This is a genomic window from Chromatocurvus halotolerans, from assembly GCF_004340525.1.
Taxonomy (GTDB): domain Bacteria; phylum Pseudomonadota; class Gammaproteobacteria; order Pseudomonadales; family Halieaceae; genus Chromatocurvus; species Chromatocurvus halotolerans.
The window spans coordinates 190,782-210,702 of sequence record NZ_SLWX01000006.1; the positions used below are offsets into that span (position 1 = coordinate 190,782).

The window sequence follows — 19,921 nt, forward strand, 5'->3', positions numbered from 1 at the left end:
GACTGTCGACACTTCTGCTTGCGTGTCTGTGTGCCTCCGGCGTGTCGGCCGTAGCCCAGCAGGAATCGGCACCAGGCACGGGGAAAACAGGGCTGAAGCCCTATAGCACAGTCTACAAGACAACCGCGCGCGGCCTGAGCATCAAGCTTCGCCGCGACCTGACCATTGACGCCGAGGGACATTGCAGACTGACCAGCGAAGGCAGCCTGCTCGTCGTGGGACTGAGCGAAGTCAGCCGGTTCAGCCTGACGGAAGGCCGTGTGGAGCCCCATTCGTACATCTACCAGGGAACGGGGCTTATCAGTCGGCGGCGGGAAGTCCACTTCACGTCGGGTTCTTCGGTCATTCGCAGTCTTTACAAGGACGAGTGGTATGCCCTGCCCGATGTCGGACATACGCTTGACCGGATGAGTCAGCAGGAACAGATGCGCCTGAATCTTCTCAGCCAGGATCCCGCGCCCGAGGAAATGGTATTTACCGTTGCCGATGGCCGAAAGGTCAAGGACTACACGCTGGCACTCATCGGCGAGGAGCGACTGCAGACCCCGATGGGAGAGGTAGACACACTGCTCTACGAGCGCCAGCGCGATACCGACGAGCGCCTGTCACAGCTCTGGGTGGCACCCGACTGGGATTATCTTGTGGTAAAGACGCTGCACATTGAGGAAGGAAAAACCATAGAGGCAAACCTTATCAGCGCGGAAATCGACGGCGTTCCGGTCACGCAGTACGTCGCCAGCTGAACAGGATTCCGGGCTCTTTCCCGTTCTGGGCCTTTTATCACGCTCTGGGCCTTTTATCACGCTTTGGGCAGAGTCACCCCGCGCTGCCCCTGATACTTACCAGCGCGATCCTTATAGCTGGTTTCGCATACCTCATCGGATTCGAAGAACAGCATTTGCGCAACGCCCTCGTTGGCATAGATCTTTGCGGGCAGCGTTGTGGTGTTGGAAAACTCCAGCGTGACATGCCCTTCCCACTCCGGCTCCAACGGCGTCACGTTAACGATGATGCCGCAGCGGGCATAGGTCGACTTGCCCAGACAGACAGTGAGGACATTGCGCGGAATGCGAAAATATTCCACGGTGCTGGCAAGCGCAAAGGAGTTGGGCGGGATCACGCAGACATCGCCGGTGACATTGACAAAGCTGCTCTCGTCGAAGGCCTTGGGGTCAACCGTGGCCGAATTGATATTGGTGAAAACCTTGAACTCCTGGGAGCAGCGCACATCGTAACCGTAGCTGGAGGTTCCGTAGGAAATCAGCTTGTGCCCGTCGCGCTCGCGGACCTGTCCGGGCTCGAAGGGCTCGATCATGCTCTGCTCCAGCGCCATGCGCCGGATCCATCTGTCCGCCTTGATACTCACCGCTGCTCCTTTCTGGACGCTAGTGTCATGAGTGGCAATTCATGCCACTAGTCGTCAGTCACACTGATATCAGGGGCGCCGCCCTGCGTCGCGTCGTCCGCGGCCAGCCGCTCCTGTAGACGCCGCGCCGCCTGCATGAAGGCCTCCCCGGCGGCGGAGTCAGGTGCCGACAGCACCGTTGGCCGACCGGCATCGGTCTGCTCGCGGATCGCCATGGCCAGGGGCAGGCTTGCGAGCAGTTCGGCGCCGTACTCCGCGGCGACATCCGCGCCGCCACCGCTGCCAAATACGTGTTCCACGTGACCGCACTGGGTGCATTCATGCAGCGCCATGTTCTCGATAATGCCGAGAATCGGCACATCGACCTTGCGAAACATCTCGATGCCCTTGCGTGCGTCGAGCAGCGCGATGTCCTGCGGCGTCGTGACGATCACCGCACCGCTGACCCTGGCCTTCTGCGCCAGCGTCAGCTGAATGTCGCCCGTGCCCGGGGGCATGTCGATCAGCAGGTAATCCAGCTCTCCCCAGCGCGTCTGCTCCAGCATCTGGGTGAGCGCACCACCGGCCATCGGACCCCGCCATACCAATGGCGTGCGGTCCGTTGTCAGATACCCCATGGACATGGTTTTCAGTCCGTGCACCTCGACCGGCAGTATCACCTGGTCACCTTCGGTGTCCGGTCGCGTTCCCGGTGCAACGCCCAGCATCAATGGCTGACTGGGGCCATAGATATCAGCATCGAGAAGGCCGACCCGGGCACCACATGCCTTGAGTGCCAGCGCCAGATTCACGGCAACGGTGGATTTGCCCACGCCCCCCTTGCCCGAAGCGACGGCGATAATGTGCTGCACTGACTGCATGATTGTTCTCCTGGCCGAGCGAGCCACAGGCCCCGACGGGCGGCCAGTATAGAGACTCACCTCTTCCCCCACAATCCGCGGCGGCCGACCCGCATGAGCCGCGTGAAAAACTCCCTCAAAGCGGCTATAGTACGCGCCCATTTTGCGATGCCATGCAGCCCCATGCCCCCAGAAAAGCGCAGCATTCTCGTCACCAGCGCCCTGCCCTACGCCAACGGCCCCCTGCACCTGGGCCATATGCTGGAACAGGTACAGACGGACATCTGGGTCCGTTTTCAGCGCTCGCGGGGACATGAATGTTTGTATGTCTGTGCAGATGATGCCCATGGCACCGCCATCATGCTCAGCGCGGAAAAACTGGGCATCACGCCGCAGCAGCAGATAGACCGAATCCACGCGGCGCATCAGCGCGATTCCGAAGCCTTTCTGATCAGCTTCGACAATTTCTACACCACCCACTCGGCAGAGAACCGCCAGTGGTGTGAATACATCTATGCGCGCCTGAAAGCGAACGGCCACATTGCCGAGCGTGAGATCACGCAGTCCTACGACCCGGAGAAAGGGCTCTTCCTGGCGGACCGCTTCATCAAGGGCACCTGTCCGCGCTGCCGGACGCCCGATCAGTACGGTGACAACTGCGAGGCCTGCGGCGCCACCTACACGCCGGCCGAGCTGATTGACCCCGTATCGGCACTTTCCGGCGCCACCCCGGTAGAGAAGGCCTCGCGACACTTTTTCTTCCGCCTGCCGGCATTTGCCGACATGCTGCGCGAATGGATAGGCTCTGGCACCCTGCAGCCGCAGATTGCAAACAAGCTGCGCGAGTGGACCGATACCGAGCTCCACGAATGGGATATCAGTCGCGACGCCCCCTACTTCGGCTTCGAGATTCCCGGCGAAACCAACAAGTACTTTTATGTCTGGCTGGACGCGCCCATTGGCTACATGGGCAGCTTTCAGGACTACTGCACGCGCACCGGCACGGATTTCGACCGTTTCTGGCGCTCCGGTCACGACAGCGAGCTGTACCACTTCATCGGCAAGGACATTGTCAACTTCCACGGCCTGTTCTGGCCCGCCATGCTGCACTCTGCCGGCCTGCGCACGCCCTCCGGCATCTTCGCCCACGGCTTTCTGACGGTGAACGGCACGAAGATGTCAAAGAGTCGAGGCACCTTTATCAATGCCAGCACCTACCTTGAGCATCTGGACGCCGAATACCTGCGCTATTACTTTGCCGCCAAGCTGGGCGCGGGCGTCGACGATATCGACCTGAATCTCGAGGACTTCGTGCAGCGCGTCAACGCTGACGTGGTCGGCAAGGTGGTAAATATCGCCAGTCGCTGCGCCGGCTTCCTGCGCAAGGGTTATGATAATCGCCTGGCCGCCAGCTGCAGCGAGCCCGAATTGCTGCACGCCTTTATCGCCGCGGGGGAAGAGATTGCAGAGCGCTACGAGAGCCGTGAGTTCAGCAAGGCCGTGCGAGATATCATCGCCCTGGCAGATCGCGCCAATCAGTACATTGACCATCACAAACCCTGGATTCTGGCGAAAGATCCGGCTAACGCCGACCAGGTACATGCAGTCTGCTCCGTGGGCATCAATCTGTGCCGTGTGCTGATGATCTACCTGAAACCCGTATTGCCCCGCATGGCCGAGAAGGCCGAGGCATTCCTGCAGACGTCCCTCGACTGGACAGCGCTGGAGCAGACGTTGCTCGACCATGAGCTGCGCGCCTTCACCCCACTGCTGACGCGTATCGATGCGAAGCAGGTTGCCGCCATTCTCGACGCGGAACGCCAGGCGGCAGAGGCTGCGCACGTGCAGTCCGAACCGGCGAAAACCGGGACGGCCGAGAAGGCGCCCGGGGTGGAGATTGCCAGCGAAATCGCCTTTGAGGATTTCGCCAGGGTCGATTTGCGGGTCGCAAAAGTCATCAGTGCGGAGGCCGTGGATGGCGCCGACAAACTCCTGCGTCTCACGCTGGACCTCGGTTCCCTGGGCGAGCGGGAGGTCCTGTCGGGCATCAAGGTGGCCTATGCACCGGCGGATCTGGTCGGCCGGCTCACGGTAGTGGTGGCCAACCTCGCACCGCGCAAAATGCGCTTCGGCACCAGCGAAGGCATGGTGCTGGCAGCGGGACCGGGCGGCAAGGACATTTTCCTGCTGGCGCCGGACAGCGGCGCCACGCCGGGCATGCAGGTCAAGTGAATGGCATTGTGTTGTCGGCGGTGACCCCCTAACATTCCAGCGAGAACCCGGCGGAATGCGAGATGCTTGCTGACTATTCCTTTCTGCTGATCGGGGCGATCCTGGTCAACAACTTCGTGCTGGTACAGTTTCTTGGCCTGTGCCCGTTCATGGGCGTCTCCAACAAACTGGAGACCGCCATGGGCATGTCCATGGCCACGACCTTCGTGCTCACGCTGGCTTCCGCCTGCAGTTATCTTACCTATAACTACCTGCTGCTGCCGCTTGATCTCGGCTACCTGCGCACCATCTCCTTCATTCTGGTGATCGCGGTGGTGGTGCAGTTCACGGAGATGGTTGTGCGCAAAAGCAGTCCGCTGCTGCACCGCGTGCTCGGCGTCTACCTGCCCCTCATCACCACCAACTGCGCGGTTCTGGGGGTTGCCCTGCTGAACATCAACAAGAGCCACGACTTTGCTCAGTCGCTGCTGTATGGCTTTGGCGCGGCACTCGGCTTTTCACTCGTGCTGGTGCTGTTCGCCGCCATGCGTGAACGGCTTGCCGTTGCCGATGTTCCCGAGCCCTTCGCTGGCGCCGCCATCGGCATGATTACGGCCGGTCTGGCATCCCTGGCCTTCATGGGCTTTGCGGGGCTGGTGTAGATGCTCGCCTGGCTGGAACAGTTTCCGCTGCTTGCCGCCGGTCTCGCCATGCTGGGCCTCGGCGGCGTATTCGGCGCCCTGCTCGGCTTCGCCGCCGTGCGCTTTCGCAGCGAAGGCAATCCCATTGCCGACCAGATCAATGCGCTACTGCCGCAGACCCAGTGCGGCCAATGCGGCTATCCGGGCTGCCGCCCCTATGCGGAGGCGATCGTCAACGGCGAGGCGATCAACAAGTGCCCGCCGGGCGGGGAAGCGGGCATACAGGCTCTGGCCGACCTGCTGGATGTGGAGCCGATACCGCTGGACGACGAGCACGGCGAAGAGGCGGTAGCAAAAACCGTCGCCTATATTCGCGAAGACGAATGTATCGGCTGCACGAAGTGCATACAGGCCTGCCCCGTGGACGCCATTCTCGGCGCTGCGAAACAGATGCACACGGTGATCGCGAGCGAATGCACCGGCTGTGATCTGTGCGTGGAGCCCTGTCCCGTTGACTGCATCGATATGCTGCCGGTCGAAACCACCCTGCGCTCCTGGCACTGGCCGCTCCCCCCGGCAGACCGCAGCCCGGCAGACATTATCGCCAGTGATTGCGATGTGAATCAGGCGGTCGCGACGTCTCACTCCCAGGATCGGGACCAGGCAGCATGAGGCGCATACACGACTTTCACGGCGGCATTCACCCCGCCGAGCACAAGTCCGACTCCATGGCGCAGCCCATACAGCCAGCGGGCGTGCCGGATGTCCTGGTGCTGCCGACCGGCCAGCACATCGGCAACAGTGCCTTGCCCACGGTAGCACCGGGACAGCGGGTCCTGGGCGGCGAGGAAATTGCGGAAGCCGACGGCGCGCTCAGCGTGCCCTGCCATGCCCCAACCTCGGGCACGGTGCTGGCGGTGGAGGACCGACCGGTCCCTCACCCGTCGGGACTCTCGGCGCTGTGCATCGTTCTGCAGCCGGACGGTCGCGACGAATGGGCAGAGCCGCGACCCTTTGCTAACCCCATGAACGCCGACCCCCTGCTGCTCACCCAGCACATCCAGCAGGCCGGCATTGCCGGCATGGGCGGTGCGGGCTTCCCGACCGCGGTCAAGCTGTCACCGCGGCCGGGCAAGCCCATACAGACACTCATCATCAACGGCACCGAATGCGAACCCTATATCACCGCGGATGACAGCCTGATGCGCGAGCGCGCCGCCGCGGTCATCAGTGGCAGCCTGATCCTCGCGCATGTACTGGGGAACCCGACCGTGCTGCTCGGCATCGAGGACAACAAGCCCGAGGCCATCGCGGCGCTGAAGGATGCCGCTACCGGCAGCGGCGTCGAGATCGTGGTCTTCCCCACCAAATATCCTTCCGGAGGCGAAAAACAGCTGATCGAGATTCTTCTCGGCGCACAGGTACCCAGCGGCGCGCTGCCGGCAGACATAGGCGTTGTCTGCCAGAACGTCGGCACCGCAGCCGCCGTGCACCACGCGGTCGTTAACGGCAGGCCGCTCGTGTCCCGCATCACGACGGTTACCGGAGAGGCGGTATCGCGGCCGGGCAATTACGAGGTGCTGCTGGGCACGCCGATCCGCCACCTGCTGGCACTCGCCGGCTATGACGCATCAGTGAACCAGCGCCTGGTCATGGGCGGACCGATGATGGGCTTTACCGTCAGCGACCCCGATTGTCCGATCATCAAGACAAGTAATTGCCTGCTTCTGCCCACCGAAGCCGAGCTGCCAACGCCACCGCCGCCGCAGGCCTGCATCCGCTGCGGCCTGTGTGCCGAAGCCTGCCCCGCCAGCCTGCTGCCGCAGCAGCTGTTCTGGTATTCCCGCGGACGGGACCACGAGCGCCTTGAGGCGCACAACCTGTTCGACTGCATCGAATGCGGCGCCTGCGCCTATGTCTGCCCCAGCCATATTCCGCTGGTGCAGTATTATCGCGCTTCCAAGGCCGAGATCATTGCGCAGCGACAGGACGCCGAACGCGCCGAGCACGCGCGACAGCGCTTCGAGGCGCGCCAGGAGCGCATCGAGAGACAGGCTCGCGAGAAGGCCGAGCGCCGCGAGGCACGCAAGCGTGCCGCCGAGGCCAAGGCCACGGCGGCCACAGGGGACGATAAGGATAGCGACCCGATACAGGCCGCCATCGAACGCGCCCAGGCTCGCAAGGCCGCGCTGGCCGACGCCGGCAGCAAAGACTGATGGCTCTGTTGCGGGTCACGTCGCCCCACGCGCATGGGGCCCAGGACACCACACAGGTCATGCAGTCGGTCCTGCTGGCGACGCTGCCCGGCGTGGCGGTCATGACCTGGTTTTTCGGGCCGGGAACGCTGGTGAATATCCTTTTTGGCAGCATGGTCGCGGTGGCCATGGAGACTGTCGCGCTGGCGCTGCGGCGACGTCCCATCCTGCGCACGCTGGACGACCACAGCGCGGTGGTGACAGCCAGCCTGCTGTGCATCTCGCTGCCGCCCTACTCGCCCTGGTGGCTGATTGTCATTGGCATGGGCTCCGCCATCTGGCTTGCCAAGCATTTTTACGGCGGCCTGGGCTACAACCCCTTCAACCCCGCCATGGTGGGCTACGTGGTGCTGCTGATCTCGTTCCCGGTGCAGATGACGTCCTGGGCTCCACCGCGTGGGACCGGCGCTGAACTGCCCTCATTCCTGGAGGCGCTTCGCGCCTGCTTCGCACCGCAGACCTACGATGCCGTGACCATGGCCACCGCGCTGGACGTCGTGAAGCAGAACAGCGGACTGACCCTGGAAGCGCTCTGGCGGGAATCACCGCAGCTCGGTCGATGGGCCGGGGCGGGCTGGGAGTGGGTCAGTCTGGCCTTCCTCGCCGGTGGGCTCTGGATGCTGAAAAAGCGTCTGTTCACCTGGCATGCGCCGGTCGGGATGCTGCTGAGCATCACGCTGCTGTCAGCGCTTTTCTATGACGAGGGATCCTCCGCCAGCAAGGGCTCGCCGCTATTCCATCTGCTCGGGGGCGCGACGCTCTTCGGAGCCTTTTTTATAATCACCGACCCCGTCTCTTCCGCCGTGTCCAACCGTGGTCGACTGGTCTACGGGGCATTGATCGGCGCGCTCGTCTACATCATCAGGGTGGCCGGCAATTATCCCGATGCCGTTGCCTTTGCCGTTCTGATCATGAACTTCGCAGCGCCGTTCATCGATCATTACACCCAGCCACGCACCTATGGCCACCGCGTGAGGCCGCCGACATGAAGCTGATGGGCCAATCGGTATCACGCAACAGCGTACTGCTGGCACTGTTTGCCGTCGGCACCGCACTGGTTATCTCGACCACGTTTCTGCAGACACGCGATCGCATTGCGCAGCAGCAGCGCATGGCCGAGGAAAAAGCGCTGCTGGAGATCCTGCCGCGGGAGAGTCATGACAACTCCCTGCTCGACGATACCCTGTCCGCGCCTGCCGGCGACGACCTGCTGCGGCTGACTGCGCCGCGACCCATTTACCGGGCGCGACGCGATGGTGACGTCACAGCACTGATCGTCCCCGCCCGCGCAGCGGATGGGTACAGCGGCGCGATCGACATGATCGTCGGCGTCAGCCGCGACGGCAGCATCGCCGGCGTGCGTGTGCTTTCTCACCGGGAAACACCGGGGCTGGGCGACAAGATCGAACGCCGCAAGTCCGACTGGATAACCGACTTCAAGGGCCACTCGCTGGCAAACACGCCCGAGCCCGACTGGGCGGTGAAAAAGGATGGGGGCGTGTTCGATCAGTTCACTGGCGCTACCATTACCCCGCGGGCAGTGATCAACGCCACCCGCCGTGCGCTGGAATTTGTCGCGCAGAACCGCCAGCGCCTTTTTGAACTGCCCGGCACTGAGACATCGAGCGCCACAACCGCAGGAGCCGCACCATGAGCGATACCCGCTACCGCGACCTTTCTGTCAACGGGCTCTGGAAAAACAACCCGGCGCTGGTGCAGCTGCTGGGACTGTGCCCGCTTCTGGCCGTCACGGGCACGGTGGTTAACTCGCTCGGCCTGGCGCTGGCAACCCTGCTGGTGCTGGTGTGCTCAAACACGGCGGTGTCGATCATCCGCAACATCGTTTCGGATGCCGTGCGCCTACCGGCTTTCGTTATGATCATCGCCTCCGCCGTGACCTGCATCGAACTGCTGATGCAGGCGTTTACCTACGAGCTATACCAGATTCTCGGCATATTCCTGCCCCTGATCACCACCAACTGCGTGATCCTGGGTCGGGCCGACGGCTACGCGAGCAAGAACCCCGTGGCGCCCGCGCTGTTTGATGGCGTCATGATGGGGCTGGGGTTTGGCGTTGTGCTGGTCATGCTGGGGGGCATGCGCGAGCTGGTTGGCACCGGCGCCCTGTTCGCCAACATGGATCTGCTCTTCGGACCCGTGGCGGCCGACTGGAAAGTCGTTTTCTTCGACACCTCGCAGCCCTTCCTGCTGGCCATTCTTCCACCGGGCGCGTTTATCTTCACCGGCCTGCTGATCGCCCTGAAGAACCTGATAGACCGCCAGCTGGCGAAGCGCCGCCTGGCGCTCCGAGAACAGCCGGTGCGCGGCAGCAAGCGTGTCCGCGTGACGGGCGCGGTCAGCTAGCCGCGGCCGGCTATGACCGGACCAGCCGCACCGCCCACTAGAGATCCGGATTGACTGCCAGCGTACCGAGAATATCGTCAACTGCCGCGTCATCCATACCCGCGTTGCTGTCGTCGCAGCTGTAGGTGATGTAAAGCAGAAGCGGGCCACTGGCAACACACCACTCGCGGATCGCGGCACCGTCTTCCACCAGCGACCGGCTCACGCCGCGCAGCTGGCCCAGTGAGCACGCCTGCCAAGCCGGCTCGCTGCCCTGCTGCTCGGCGAAATCGCGAGTGTCCTGTTCGGCAAACGTCCCCCGGGGATGGCGCAGCTCACTGAGCTCGATGCAGCCGACGCCATCGCTGTCCCCAATAACGACGCCGCCATCCTCGTCCTCGTCTTCTTCAGCGACCCATTCGGGCGGCAGCAGCAGACTCCACCACTCGGTTTCAAGCACAACCATGATCTTCAACCTTCCTCGTCCACGACATGAGGACTGCATCCTCGCGTTTTCCGCCAGCTTCCGGGGGGTAATAGCCCCGGCGGCGTCCATCTCTTGCAAAGCCGCAGCTCTGGTACAGTGCCAGGGCCGCCATGTTGCTTTCGCGAACTTCCAGCAGACAACGATGGATGCCTGCCGGTCCGAAGCCGTCAAGCAGTGCCAGCAGCAGTTGGCGACCCAGACCTTTTCCCCGCGCCCCGGGCCGGACGGCAATCAGCAACAGCGAGGCCTCATCCAGCACCAGTGCCGCAAGACAGAAGGCCTCGATAATACCCTCGGCACGCTCTGCCACCAGGATCAGTCGGTGCGCATCGGCACAGAGCAAGGGATCCCGAAGCCAGCTCTCAGGCAGCGCGGATAGCGGCGCCTCGCTGTTGATGGCGAGCACGTCCTCGATATCACCTGGCTCTGCGGGGCGTATCCTGCATGAATCCACATTATTGTCCGCGAAGGTCGCGCCACGCGTCGCGCTTGAGCTGCGGGTTGCCGAGCATGTCACGGGTTGAGTGGGTGCAAAGCACCGGGGTGCCGGGGGGCATGTCGCCGAGCCTGTCCCGAGCCTCCGACCCGAGCAGCATCAGCTGTGAACACTGGCCGGCCTCCATCTGCCGACCGACAAAGGCGGACAGTGCCGCTTTGGCGGCATCGGCACTCTGATCAAACTGGGGATTTCGATGCATGGGCCAGGTGAACTGGTTGATGGTCAGGGGCTCCAACGGCCAGCCGAGGGCGTGGCATATCGCCCGCACCAGCTGCACCTGATCCCTACCCAGTACGCCATCCGGGAGCTCTTCCAGCCACAGACGGCCCCCCAGGGCCACCGCGGCGAGTGTGAAGGGCGCCAGTGCCGGCGCGTCCACCGCCGTCGCCTGACGCGGCCGCGGCGTCGGTTTGACCGGTGCCACATTGAGGGACGCAGCGTCGAGTAACGACGGTGCAGTCACGGACGCCTGAAGTGCCTGCGCGTCAGGCGGCTCCTGTGCAGACCGATCCAGCGCCTCGCCGTCGGTCCCGTGATGCGCGGACTCGATGCCCTGCCGCAGGGGCGCTGCCCCTGCCCCGACGCTTGCCGGCGATTCCTCAAACCCGAGTGATGTTGCCGCCCCCGGCAGCGGGTAGCGGGCCACGTACAGCGTCAGTCCCATGGCCTGCAGGGTTTGCCGATGAGCCATGAGGTGTTCGCTGGGCATGACGCGATATTACCAGTTTTCCCGGTGCGGCTATATCCAGCGCCAGCCGTGCTGGGAAAAAAACCGCCCTCCGGACCGCAGGAACCAGCGTCGATGGCGCCAGCCCTTGGCCGCCGCATAGCCTCCGTAATGCACGATGGAAACGGTCGGGACATACATCAGGCGACCGTGCAGCCGCAGGCGAAGGGACAGGTCGAAATCTTCAAAGTACATGAAGTACTGCGCATCGAACCCGCGCACACGACGCGCCGCCCTGCCGCGCAGCAGCATGAAGCAGCCGCTGATCAGGGGCACCTCTGCGGGCGCGTTACCGCGGCACACATCGCGCATCTCGTAGGCGGCAATCTGCGCGGCAAAGCGGCGTCTGAGCCAGGCCGGCGCAAAACCGCGCAGCGCCAGCACGAGCACCGACGGGTAGCGTTTACACAGGTATTCACGCGCCCCCCCCGGTGACGAGGAGCGGGGACTCACCGCCACCACGCCCGTATCGCGGGACAACAGGCGAAGTCCGGCGGCGAGCGCATCGTGCCCGAGGACGACATCCGGATTCAGCACCAGGTGGTAGTCACTGTCGTCGTCCAGCAGGGCACGGTTGTGGCCGCCACCGAAACCGACATTCTGCTCAAGCGGCACGAAGCGTGTAAGCACAGCGTCGTCCGTCGCGCCGAAAACGTCGTCCAGCAGCTCCTGCGCGGCGTTCCGATAGGCTTCACCCGAGGCGTTGTCGATCAACCACACGCGGGCGGCGCCAAGGACGCCATCTGCCCGGGCTTCCTGCAGCGCAACGAGAAGGCTCGCCAGGGTCTGGCGGAGTCGCGGCAGGGGGCTGTGGTGCAGGACCACGGAAACAGCGAGACTGGGCAAATGCGTTGGCGTCATCCCGGGCAGTTTACCAGTATTGCGCATACCCTGGCCCGGGCTGGCGTCCCATGACGTGTGCGCCCGCAGGCACAGCTGGTACCATGCCGCATCACAGCAAAGGACCCACCGGCTGCCATGTCATCCCAGTCCCCGCGCAGGCGCGCCGCCTTCGGCCCCGGTATCCTGGTCACCGCGGCCTTCATCGGGCCGGGCACGATTGCCACCGCCAGCAGTGCCGGGGCGAGCTACGGTTTTGCCCTGCTCTGGGCACTGCTGTTTTCCGTAGCGGCAACCATCATCCTCCAGGAAATGGCCGCCAGGCAGGCCCTGGTGACGCGCACCGGCCTGGCGGAAAACCTGCGCAGTGCCTTCCAGAGCCGTCTGGTCGGGCGCGTCGCCATTATTCTGGTGGTCGCGGCCATCGGCTGCGGCAATGCGGCCTATGAAGCCGGCAACCTGTCGGGCGCGGCCCTGGCGCTGGCAAGCGTCAGCAGCGTGCCCGGCAGTACCTGGTCACTGGTCATCGGGGCCGTCGCGGGTGGCCTGCTGCTCAGCGGACACTACCGCATTCTGGAGCGGGTGCTTATTGCGCTGGTGCTGTTGATGAGCGTGGTTTTCCTGCTTTGCGCATGGCTGGTTGCGCCCCCGCTGGCCGACGTCGCCGCGGGTCTGTTTCATCCCAGCCTGCCCTCGGGATCTCTGCTGACCGTTGTCGCGCTGATAGGCACCACCGTTGTGCCCTACAACCTGTTTCTGCAGGCGAACGCGGTGCGCGAGAAATGGTCTGCCGACGTGCCTCTCGAGAGTGCGCTGCGCGAGTCGCGCTGGGATACGGGGCTGTCGATAGGGCTCGGCGGTCTGGTGACTCTCGCCATCCTGAGTACCGCCGCGATGACATTTTATGTGAGCGGTGCTGCCTTTGACGCCTTCGCCATGTCCGACCAGCTGCGCCCCCTGCTGGGTGATGCCAGCGGCCCGGTATTTGCTGCCGGCCTGTTCGCCGGCGGCCTGACCAGCGCCATCACGGCACCGCTGGCCGCCGGCTATGCCGTCTGCGGCGCTCTCGGCTGCCGCGGTGGCATGCGCGACCTGCCCTTCAGAGCCGTGAGCCTGACCGTGCTCGTTACCGGCACCCTGTTTTCCGCGATCGGCACCCGACCCCTCGTGGCCATTGTGTTCGCGCAGGCGGCGAATGGCCTGCTGCTGCCCTTCGTCGCAGTGGCGCTGCTGATACTGATGAACCGGCGCGACCTGCTGGGCGAGCATGTGAACGGCCGGGTTGGCAACCTGCTGGGTATTGTGGTCGTGACTGTCGCCGTGCTGCTCGGGGCGGTCAAGCTGGCGGACAGCGCGGGCCTGTTCTGAGCGGTGAGACCGGTTTTCAGCCAGGTAGGCGGCATACTTTGCGTTAAAAATTACCTTTTTGATCTATCGTCATGTTATGTATGGACTTTCTCTTCATAAACCGTGCTATGGTATTGACCGGTCTAGCGTGTGTTCCGGTGTCAGGCTACAGTACAGCGCGGCACGCACGTGCACTGATAACAACACCTGTTCCGCTGCGAACAGAAAGGGGAATAGAATGAGTCACCGGGTCGCTTTCTTTGCCAGCCGATTTGCGGCTGCCGCCATTCTGTTTGCCCTGGCGGCCTGTGGTGGAGGCGGCAGCGGCGGCGGAGGCTTCATTCCGGGCGAGCCGGGCGCAGACCTGCTGAATTACCGCATGAGCACCGCAGTGATCGACCAGGATGACAATCCGACCTCACTGGTCACCTCCACGCGCCCCGTCACCCTCGAAGTTACCGTGCTGGAAGACACCCGCGCGGGCGCGCCCGCCAGCGGCGTCCTGGTGACGGCCCAGGCCCAGTTTGTTGAAATACTCCCGGCCAATGGCCAGGCCCGTACCGACAGTGACGGCATTGCACGCTTTGAAATACAGGCCGGCGCCACGCTCGGCGCGGATACCGTGACCGTCACCGCCGAGGCTCCGAGGGGGCCTGTGAGCGTTGATACCGTGGTCGATGTCCAGGCGGCGGGCCTGAGTATCGGTTACTTCGAGGGCAACAGCTTCATCAACGGCGAGATCGGCCTGAGCGCCGAAAACCTGCCTTTCCGCGGATCCTCGGTGCTGACGGTCACTATTGTCGATGAACAGGGTGAAGCGGTCTCCACCGTCGAGGAGGTGCGCTTCCGCAGCGTGTGCTCGAACGCCGGCCGCGCCACCTTCAGGGAGTTCGATGATGAAGGCAGCGGCAGTTCTTCCCTGACCGTTGAGGCGCCGAATGGCCTGGCTTCGGTGGAGTACCGGGCGGGAAGCTGTGAGGCGGAAGACGTGATTACTGCGCGCCTTCTGGGCAATGGGCGAGAGGCAACCGCTAACGTCACCATCGCCGACCGCGACGCCAATTTCATTGGCTTTATCCGCAGCGAGCCTTCTGAGGGCGAAGAAGGCTCGGACCGCACCATCATCGCGATCAAGGGCACCGGTGGACCCGGCCGCACAGAAATCGCCACGGTCACCTTCGAAGTGCTGGAGGAGTCAGTAGCGCTGGGCGAGGACGAGCCAGGACCCGGTGACCCTGCCTACCTGAACAACCCCGCCCGCCGGCCGCTGTCGGGTATTCCCGTGTCGTTCGAACTGACCAGCAGCCTGGGTGACACCACGCTCCTGAATACCAGCGCCGTTTCCGATGCCGATGGACTGGTGAGCGTAGAGTTGCGCTCAGGCAACGTGGCCACGTCGACCCGCATCGTTGCGAGCTTTGAGGCGCAGAGCAGCAATGGCACGCTGCGCCCGCAGTCAGTGCTGTCGAACCAGATCGTGATCGGCACCGGGCTGCCGGACCAGAACTCCATCTCTCTGAGCACCGAATTCTTCAACGTGCCGCGCGCCGCTGACGTGGACGGCGTGGAAGTCGCCATCACCGTGCGCATGGCTGACAAATTCAACAATCCCGTCGCCGACGGCACCAGCGCCATTTTTACCACGGAATACGGGGCAATCGACTCCTCCTGCCTCACCGGGCAAAGCAACGGGGCGCGTTACCAGCGCTTGCGGGATACCGAGGCACCGCTGCGCGGTACGTGCACCGTGCTGTGGATCAGCCAGGCGCCGCGTTTGCCCACATTCAATAGCGATCGAGTACAGACCATTGCCGATGACGGCAGCTTCTCGTGCGGCGTACTCAACAGCACATTCGGAGGTCCCTGCCCACAGGATCTCGGCGCGATTCGCGGTCTTCGCTCCACGGTTCTTGTTACCGCAGAGGGTGAAGAATTCTTTGTCGACGCCAACGGCAATGGCCTGTATGACCGAGGTGAAGCGTTCGAAAATCTGCCAGAAGCCTTTCTGGACCATAACGAGGACGGCGTTTACACACCCACGGAGGGTCCTAAGTGCGGGTCGCCGAGCACTGCCGAGAACTGCCGGCTGGCGGGCGCTGAAGAGGAGTTCATCGATGCCAATGGCGACGGCGTGTACAGCCTGAACGTTGATCCGAACACCGGAGAGGGCGTCTATAACGGCAGCCTGTGTCCTGCCCAGGGCGATGGCATCTACTGCAGTCGGGATCTTGTTAACGTGCGCGCAGACCTGGTGCTTACGCTTTCCTCATCACCGAACAACCTGTTCACGCGACTGGTACGGCGTAGCGGCGGCACAGGTAGTACCGTGTCCACAGCGCGCAATGGCAACAGCTACGACCTGCACATTGCCGACTTCTATAACAATGCCCCCGGGGCCGGCACCACCATCGAGTTCGAAACGACCGGCGACTGCGGCATTCTTCCTGAAGAACCGGTAATCGTGCCGAATCGGGGCGGTGCCCGCGGGGCCTTCACAACATCGTTTCTCGTCCAGTTTACGGGCGGCGAAGAGGCACCTGACCCGAATAACCCGGACCAGACGATCACGGTATTTGAGAACGGGCAGATTCTGGTGACCGCAACCGACCCTGACAGTGACAACGGTGTGATCATCGCCTCTTTCGGATGCCAGGCCGGAAGCTGACCCCCGGGTTGGATACCAGGCCTTGCCGCGGGCTTTACCACGATAGCCAGCGCGGCGCCTGTTTTGTCCTGGCATTATTGTTTTCGGCGCTGCCGGCAGCGGCAGCCGGCGGCGGCCAGATCGCCGCCGACCCGATCGCTACCGGCAACCGCCTGCCTTTCCTTGCCATCCACGGTCTGCCCCCTGCACGCAGCGCGTATCTGCTCAACGAAGACAGTACGCGGCTTTACCTGCACGCCGATGCCGCCAATTCGAGCATCGTTGAAAGAGCGCCAGATGGCCGCCTGACGATCATCGACGGAGAAACCCACCGCCTTGAGCTCGATATCCGACACGGACTTGGCGGCGGCTGGGATATAGGACTTACCCTGCCGTTCCTGCGACACAGCGGCGGGTTTCTGGATCGGCCCATCGAACGCTGGCATGAGTTTTTCCAGCTTCCCAACGGCAACCGCGACCGGCTGCCCCGGGACCGCCTCCTGTTCAGCCAGAGCTCACCGGACGCACCCGGGTTCCAGTTGGACAGCGCCGGCGGAGGGATTGGGGATCTGCAGCTGTCCGCGAGCCGACGACTCGGCGCTGGCCTCGCCCTGCGCGGCATGCTGAAGCTGCCGACCGGCAGCAGCCAGCAGCTGACGGGATCCGGGGCGACGGCATTTGCCACCTCGTTGCATGCCAGTCGCAACCTCGGTGACAGCCTGACATGGCATATCAGCGGCGGCCTGCTGATCAGCGGCAACGGCGACGTCCTGCGGGGGCAGCGCGAAAACCTGCTCGGCATCGGCTCGACAACGCTGGCCTGGCGGGTGTCCGGGAACTGGGTGTTGAAGGCGCAGCTCGACGGGCACACCGCCGCCTACCACGATACGGGCAGCCTCCTCGATCGCGGCTCGCTGCAGCTATCCCTGGCAGCGGCATTTGCGATGTCCCGGGACTGGTCTTTCGAGGTCGGATTCAGCGAAGACATTGCGGTGGAAACGGCTCCCGACATCGCTTTCCACGGCGGATTCCAGCGACGGTTCTGACCGCATTCAGCAGGGGTCGCGATACGCTGGCTGACGGCAGTCCGTCTACATCCCGCTTCTGCCAAGGCCACGATGCACAATTGCGGCAAATGCGATCAGATTCATGCTCGCCCAGACGACAACCGCGAAAGCGACGCCCTCCAGCCCCAGTATCCGGCCAAACATGACCAGCACAAACATATAACAGAGCGTAGCGATAGCCGATACGCGCAGCAGGCCGCCCGCCTGCCCCATGGCATAGCCCGCCGCGCGCAGGGTAGCCACGCCAAGATCGAGCCCCGCCGCCAGAAGCAGCCAGGGCAGTACGTCGCGCGCACCCGCATAGCCTTCTCCTGCGATTCCCTCAATCAGGGTTTCACCCACCCACCGTGACATCAGCGCCACAGACAGACCCGTTACCAGCGCTATGTGCAGCGTGCGTCCAAGCAGCCGTCGAAACTGCGGATCGCGGCGGAACCACAGCCGCGCCAGATCCGGGAACAGGACCTGCCGCAGTAACAGCGCCGGCACCGAGACCACCCGCGCAATCTGCTGTGCGATGCGGAAAAGTCCTGCAGCCGCGGGACCGAGAATTGCTCCCACCAGCAGCAGGGAAACCTGCTTCGGAACCAGATCGATGTTGCTCTGCCAGTAGACGACATGCAGATACCGCCAAAGGCCGGGAAAGCGCTCGCGTCGCGCTGTCAGGCATTCACCGCGCAGACGAAAATGCGGCTGCTGCCGGCGAAGCTCCGAATAACCGAAGCCGAGCATCGCGACATGCTCGATCAGGAAACCCGCACCGAAGGCCATCAGGAAATGCACATGGCTCCCGTCGGCCCACCAGGCGAGCGTGACGCCGCACAGTTGTACCAGTGGGCCCAGGGCCTGGCGTATACCCAGCAGATCGAAGCGGTTATACAGTCGCAGCACGCCGCTGGCAGCACCACTGGCCGCAGCCGGCAGCAGCAGACAATAGACCAGTGCGACCTGGCTGGCGTCACTGTCCCAGGGCAAAACATCGCTCGCCAGGACCAGCACCAGCATGGCCAGGACCATACCGATGACTGCCAGCAACACATCCAGCACGAAGCTCAGGCGCAGTAGCTGCACAAGCCGATCGCCGTCGTTGCGCTCCAGCAGTGGTACGCCGTAGTGAATAATGGCCTCGAAAGGCTTCAGGTTAACCAGGCCCCTCACCAGCAGCAGGTAGCTGTGGATCAGCACAACCAACCCAAAATCCTCCGGCGAGAGGCTCCGCGCCATAAGCGCGGTAGCGGCGAGCATAAGCAGGGCAGACGCGGCGCGGCCCTTGAGCAGGCGCAGAAAATTCCGGCCGACGCGGCGACCCTGCCAACGGGTGTCCACCTCCGACGCCGACACACTCATGGCAGCACCCGGATCGAAACCACGGTCAGGCGCGATACGCGCCACGCGTTCCGGAAAACAGCCGATGGCTGCGTGGATGCGCGCGCACGGCTTCCGGCGACTCGAACCAGGCCGGCAGGTTGCCACCGCGTTGCCGCCGCGCCGACACTGCCTGTGTGACGCGCAACCACAGGATCATCGACGTGAAGACCGTCCATACGACAACCCCCCAGAGACCTGCCTCCGGGGCACCCAGCAGCACGGCGACGGTGAGTATCACCAGACAGGGATTGCGCCGCGCTGTCACCAGCCGGAACCAGGAGTCGAAGGGACGCCAGGCAAACAGGGAGCCGCCGCACAGCTTCTGGAAGGCAAGCTCGGCAAAGCGACCCGCAGCGTAACCGCTGAAAATCAGGGTGGCGGTCATGCCGATGTCGATAGTCTCTCCAGCACCTGACAGCCCCAGTGCCCAGAACAGGTACCAGAAAGGCGGGTGAATGAGATCAATACCATGGTCAAACAGATGCCCGAAATGGCTGGACTGCACCCGCACGCGAGCCAGCTTGCCGTCCACGGTATCGAGCAGCGTCATTATCCAGCCGCTGAGCAGACCCAGCGCGAATTCGCCACGGTAGAACAGCACGGCGCTGGCCACGACAAGCAGAAAACTGATGCTCGTTACCTGGTTCGGGCTGATATTCCAGGCGGCGCACACCCTGACGAGGCGCTTGGCGGGCCGTGGCCACAGCCATTTGGTGACCAGGTCGGTGATGCCCTTGTACGCATCACCATACAGCTGGTCTTCCAGCTGTCCGGCGCGACTCGCATCCAGGCGTTCGAGCATGGGTGGCTGCGAGCGCCGCAGCGTCAGATCGTAATCACCGAGATCACCCGGGGCGCCGCGAGTCAGACCATCACACGCCGTGTCATCGATAACGTCAGGCTGCTCATGCCGGGTTTGTGCAGTGGCGACAAACTGCTGCTGCATCAGCGCGTGCAGCGCTGCGGCGCGCTCACCGGGCACCCGCGCAGCGGCGATATCGCCGGTATCCGGGTCGCACAATAAAAAATCGGCCCGATCCAGCAGCGAGGCGATCGTACGCAGCTCGAACAGATAGTCACAGCGCAACAGCAGGCAGTCGCCACTGGCAGCGGCATCCGGTGGAGCCGCGCTGACCGGCAGTTCCAGACCGCGACACTGACGCCGTAAACGCTCGCGCGAGGACAGCCCCCAGAGAACAACCCCGGAATCACCTACCAGAAACGCTATTGCCTGCATGTTGTCCTTTCCGTTCATGGTGTCGTGTCATTATGCCTCTGTCGTGAAAG

The 19,921-nt window shown here is 63.5% G+C and carries 19 protein-coding genes; 11 read left to right on the top strand and 8 right to left on the bottom strand.

Features of this window, described 5'->3' with window-relative positions; all coding sequences use genetic code 11:
• Positions 1-41: 41 nt before the first annotated feature.
• Positions 42-743 carry a DUF3108 domain-containing protein gene (locus EV688_RS09250; protein WP_240624264.1) on the top strand — a complete coding sequence of 234 codons (702 nt, stop codon included), beginning with the start codon at positions 42-44 and terminating at the stop codon, positions 741-743.
• 56 nt (positions 744-799) lie between these two features.
• Here EV688_RS09250 and dcd read toward each other — a convergent pair whose 3' ends face one another.
• Positions 800-1,366, bottom strand: a complete 567-nt coding sequence (gene dcd / locus EV688_RS09255; RefSeq protein ID WP_117315844.1) for a dCTP deaminase — start codon at positions 1,364-1,366, stop codon at positions 800-802.
• A 47-nt stretch (positions 1,367-1,413) separates the two neighbouring features.
• The gene (apbC, locus tag EV688_RS09260; protein WP_240624263.1) at positions 1,414-2,226 is read right to left on the bottom strand and encodes an iron-sulfur cluster carrier protein ApbC; all 813 of its coding nucleotides are present in this window, start codon (positions 2,224-2,226) and stop codon (positions 1,414-1,416) included.
• 162 nt (positions 2,227-2,388) lie between these two features.
• On the opposite strand from apbC, the gene metG reads away from it, so the two are divergent.
• From metG to EV688_RS09295, 7 genes are all read left to right on the top strand, one after another.
• Positions 2,389-4,437 carry a methionine--tRNA ligase gene (gene metG, locus EV688_RS09265; RefSeq protein WP_117315840.1) on the top strand — a complete coding sequence of 683 codons (2,049 nt, stop codon included), beginning with the start codon at positions 2,389-2,391 and terminating at the stop codon, positions 4,435-4,437.
• A 62-nt stretch (positions 4,438-4,499) separates the two neighbouring features.
• Positions 4,500-5,078 carry an electron transport complex subunit RsxA gene (gene rsxA, locus EV688_RS09270; protein WP_117315838.1) on the top strand — a complete coding sequence of 193 codons (579 nt, stop codon included), beginning with the start codon at positions 4,500-4,502 and terminating at the stop codon, positions 5,076-5,078.
• Positions 5,079-5,729: an electron transport complex subunit RsxB gene (gene rsxB / locus EV688_RS09275; protein ID WP_117315836.1), complete on the top strand. Its 651-nt coding sequence runs from the start codon at positions 5,079-5,081 to the stop codon at positions 5,727-5,729.
• Positions 5,726-7,273: an electron transport complex subunit RsxC gene (rsxC, locus tag EV688_RS09280; RefSeq protein ID WP_117315834.1), complete on the top strand. Its 1,548-nt coding sequence runs from the start codon at positions 5,726-5,728 to the stop codon at positions 7,271-7,273. Before rsxB ends, rsxC begins: the two co-directional genes overlap by 4 nt.
• Entirely contained in the window at positions 7,273-8,301 is a 1,029-nt protein-coding gene (gene rsxD / locus EV688_RS09285; RefSeq protein ID WP_117315832.1) for an electron transport complex subunit RsxD, read from the top strand. The genes rsxC and rsxD overlap by 1 nt, the downstream gene beginning before the upstream one ends.
• 2 nt (positions 8,302-8,303) lie before the next feature.
• Positions 8,304-8,966, top strand: coding sequence for an electron transport complex subunit RsxG (gene rsxG, locus EV688_RS09290; RefSeq protein ID WP_117316120.1), 663 nt, complete (start codon positions 8,304-8,306; stop codon positions 8,964-8,966).
• Positions 8,963-9,676: an electron transport complex subunit E gene (locus EV688_RS09295; protein ID WP_117315830.1), complete on the top strand. Its 714-nt coding sequence runs from the start codon at positions 8,963-8,965 to the stop codon at positions 9,674-9,676. Before rsxG ends, EV688_RS09295 begins: the two co-directional genes overlap by 4 nt.
• 37 nt (positions 9,677-9,713) lie before the next feature.
• Here the strand turns inward: EV688_RS09295 and EV688_RS09300 are convergent, their stop codons facing one another.
• The 4 genes from EV688_RS09300 to EV688_RS09315 are packed head-to-tail and all read right to left on the bottom strand — an operon-like array spanning position 9,714 to position 12,229.
• A complete protein-coding gene (locus EV688_RS09300; RefSeq protein WP_117315829.1) occupies positions 9,714-10,121 on the bottom strand; it encodes a hypothetical protein in 408 nt (135 codons plus the stop codon).
• Positions 10,108-10,596: a GNAT family N-acetyltransferase gene (locus EV688_RS09305; protein ID WP_162883829.1), complete on the bottom strand. Its 489-nt coding sequence runs from the start codon at positions 10,594-10,596 to the stop codon at positions 10,108-10,110. Before EV688_RS09305 ends, EV688_RS09300 begins: the two co-directional genes overlap by 14 nt.
• A gap of 1 nt (position 10,597) precedes the next feature.
• Positions 10,598-11,350: a uracil-DNA glycosylase family protein gene (locus EV688_RS09310; protein ID WP_117315825.1), complete on the bottom strand. Its 753-nt coding sequence runs from the start codon at positions 11,348-11,350 to the stop codon at positions 10,598-10,600.
• A 30-nt stretch (positions 11,351-11,380) separates the two neighbouring features.
• Entirely contained in the window at positions 11,381-12,229 is an 849-nt protein-coding gene (locus tag EV688_RS09315) for a glycosyltransferase (RefSeq protein WP_117315823.1), read from the bottom strand.
• A 117-nt stretch (positions 12,230-12,346) separates the two neighbouring features.
• On the opposite strand from EV688_RS09315, the gene EV688_RS09320 reads away from it, so the two are divergent.
• From EV688_RS09320 to EV688_RS09330, 3 genes are all read left to right on the top strand, one after another.
• Complete coding sequence (locus EV688_RS09320) at positions 12,347-13,576, top strand: Nramp family divalent metal transporter (RefSeq protein WP_117315821.1); 1,230 nt, start codon at positions 12,347-12,349, stop codon at positions 13,574-13,576.
• Positions 13,577-13,793: 217 nt separating this feature from the next.
• Positions 13,794-16,220: an Ig-like domain-containing protein gene (locus tag EV688_RS09325; RefSeq protein ID WP_117315819.1), complete on the top strand. Its 2,427-nt coding sequence runs from the start codon at positions 13,794-13,796 to the stop codon at positions 16,218-16,220.
• A gap of 8 nt (positions 16,221-16,228) precedes the next feature.
• Positions 16,229-17,245, top strand: coding sequence for a DUF3187 family protein (locus tag EV688_RS09330; protein WP_162883828.1), 1,017 nt, complete (start codon positions 16,229-16,231; stop codon positions 17,243-17,245).
• Positions 17,246-17,290: 45 nt separating this feature from the next.
• Here the strand turns inward: EV688_RS09330 and EV688_RS09335 are convergent, their stop codons facing one another.
• Positions 17,291-18,613, bottom strand: coding sequence for a lipopolysaccharide biosynthesis protein (locus EV688_RS09335; RefSeq protein ID WP_131917610.1), 1,323 nt, complete (start codon positions 18,611-18,613; stop codon positions 17,291-17,293).
• 25 nt (positions 18,614-18,638) lie between these two features.
• On the bottom strand, positions 18,639-19,889 hold the full coding sequence (locus tag EV688_RS09340) for a CDP-alcohol phosphatidyltransferase family protein (RefSeq protein ID WP_117315813.1): 1,251 nt from the start codon (positions 19,887-19,889) through the stop codon (positions 18,639-18,641).
• Between the last annotated feature and the right edge of the window lie 32 nt (positions 19,890-19,921).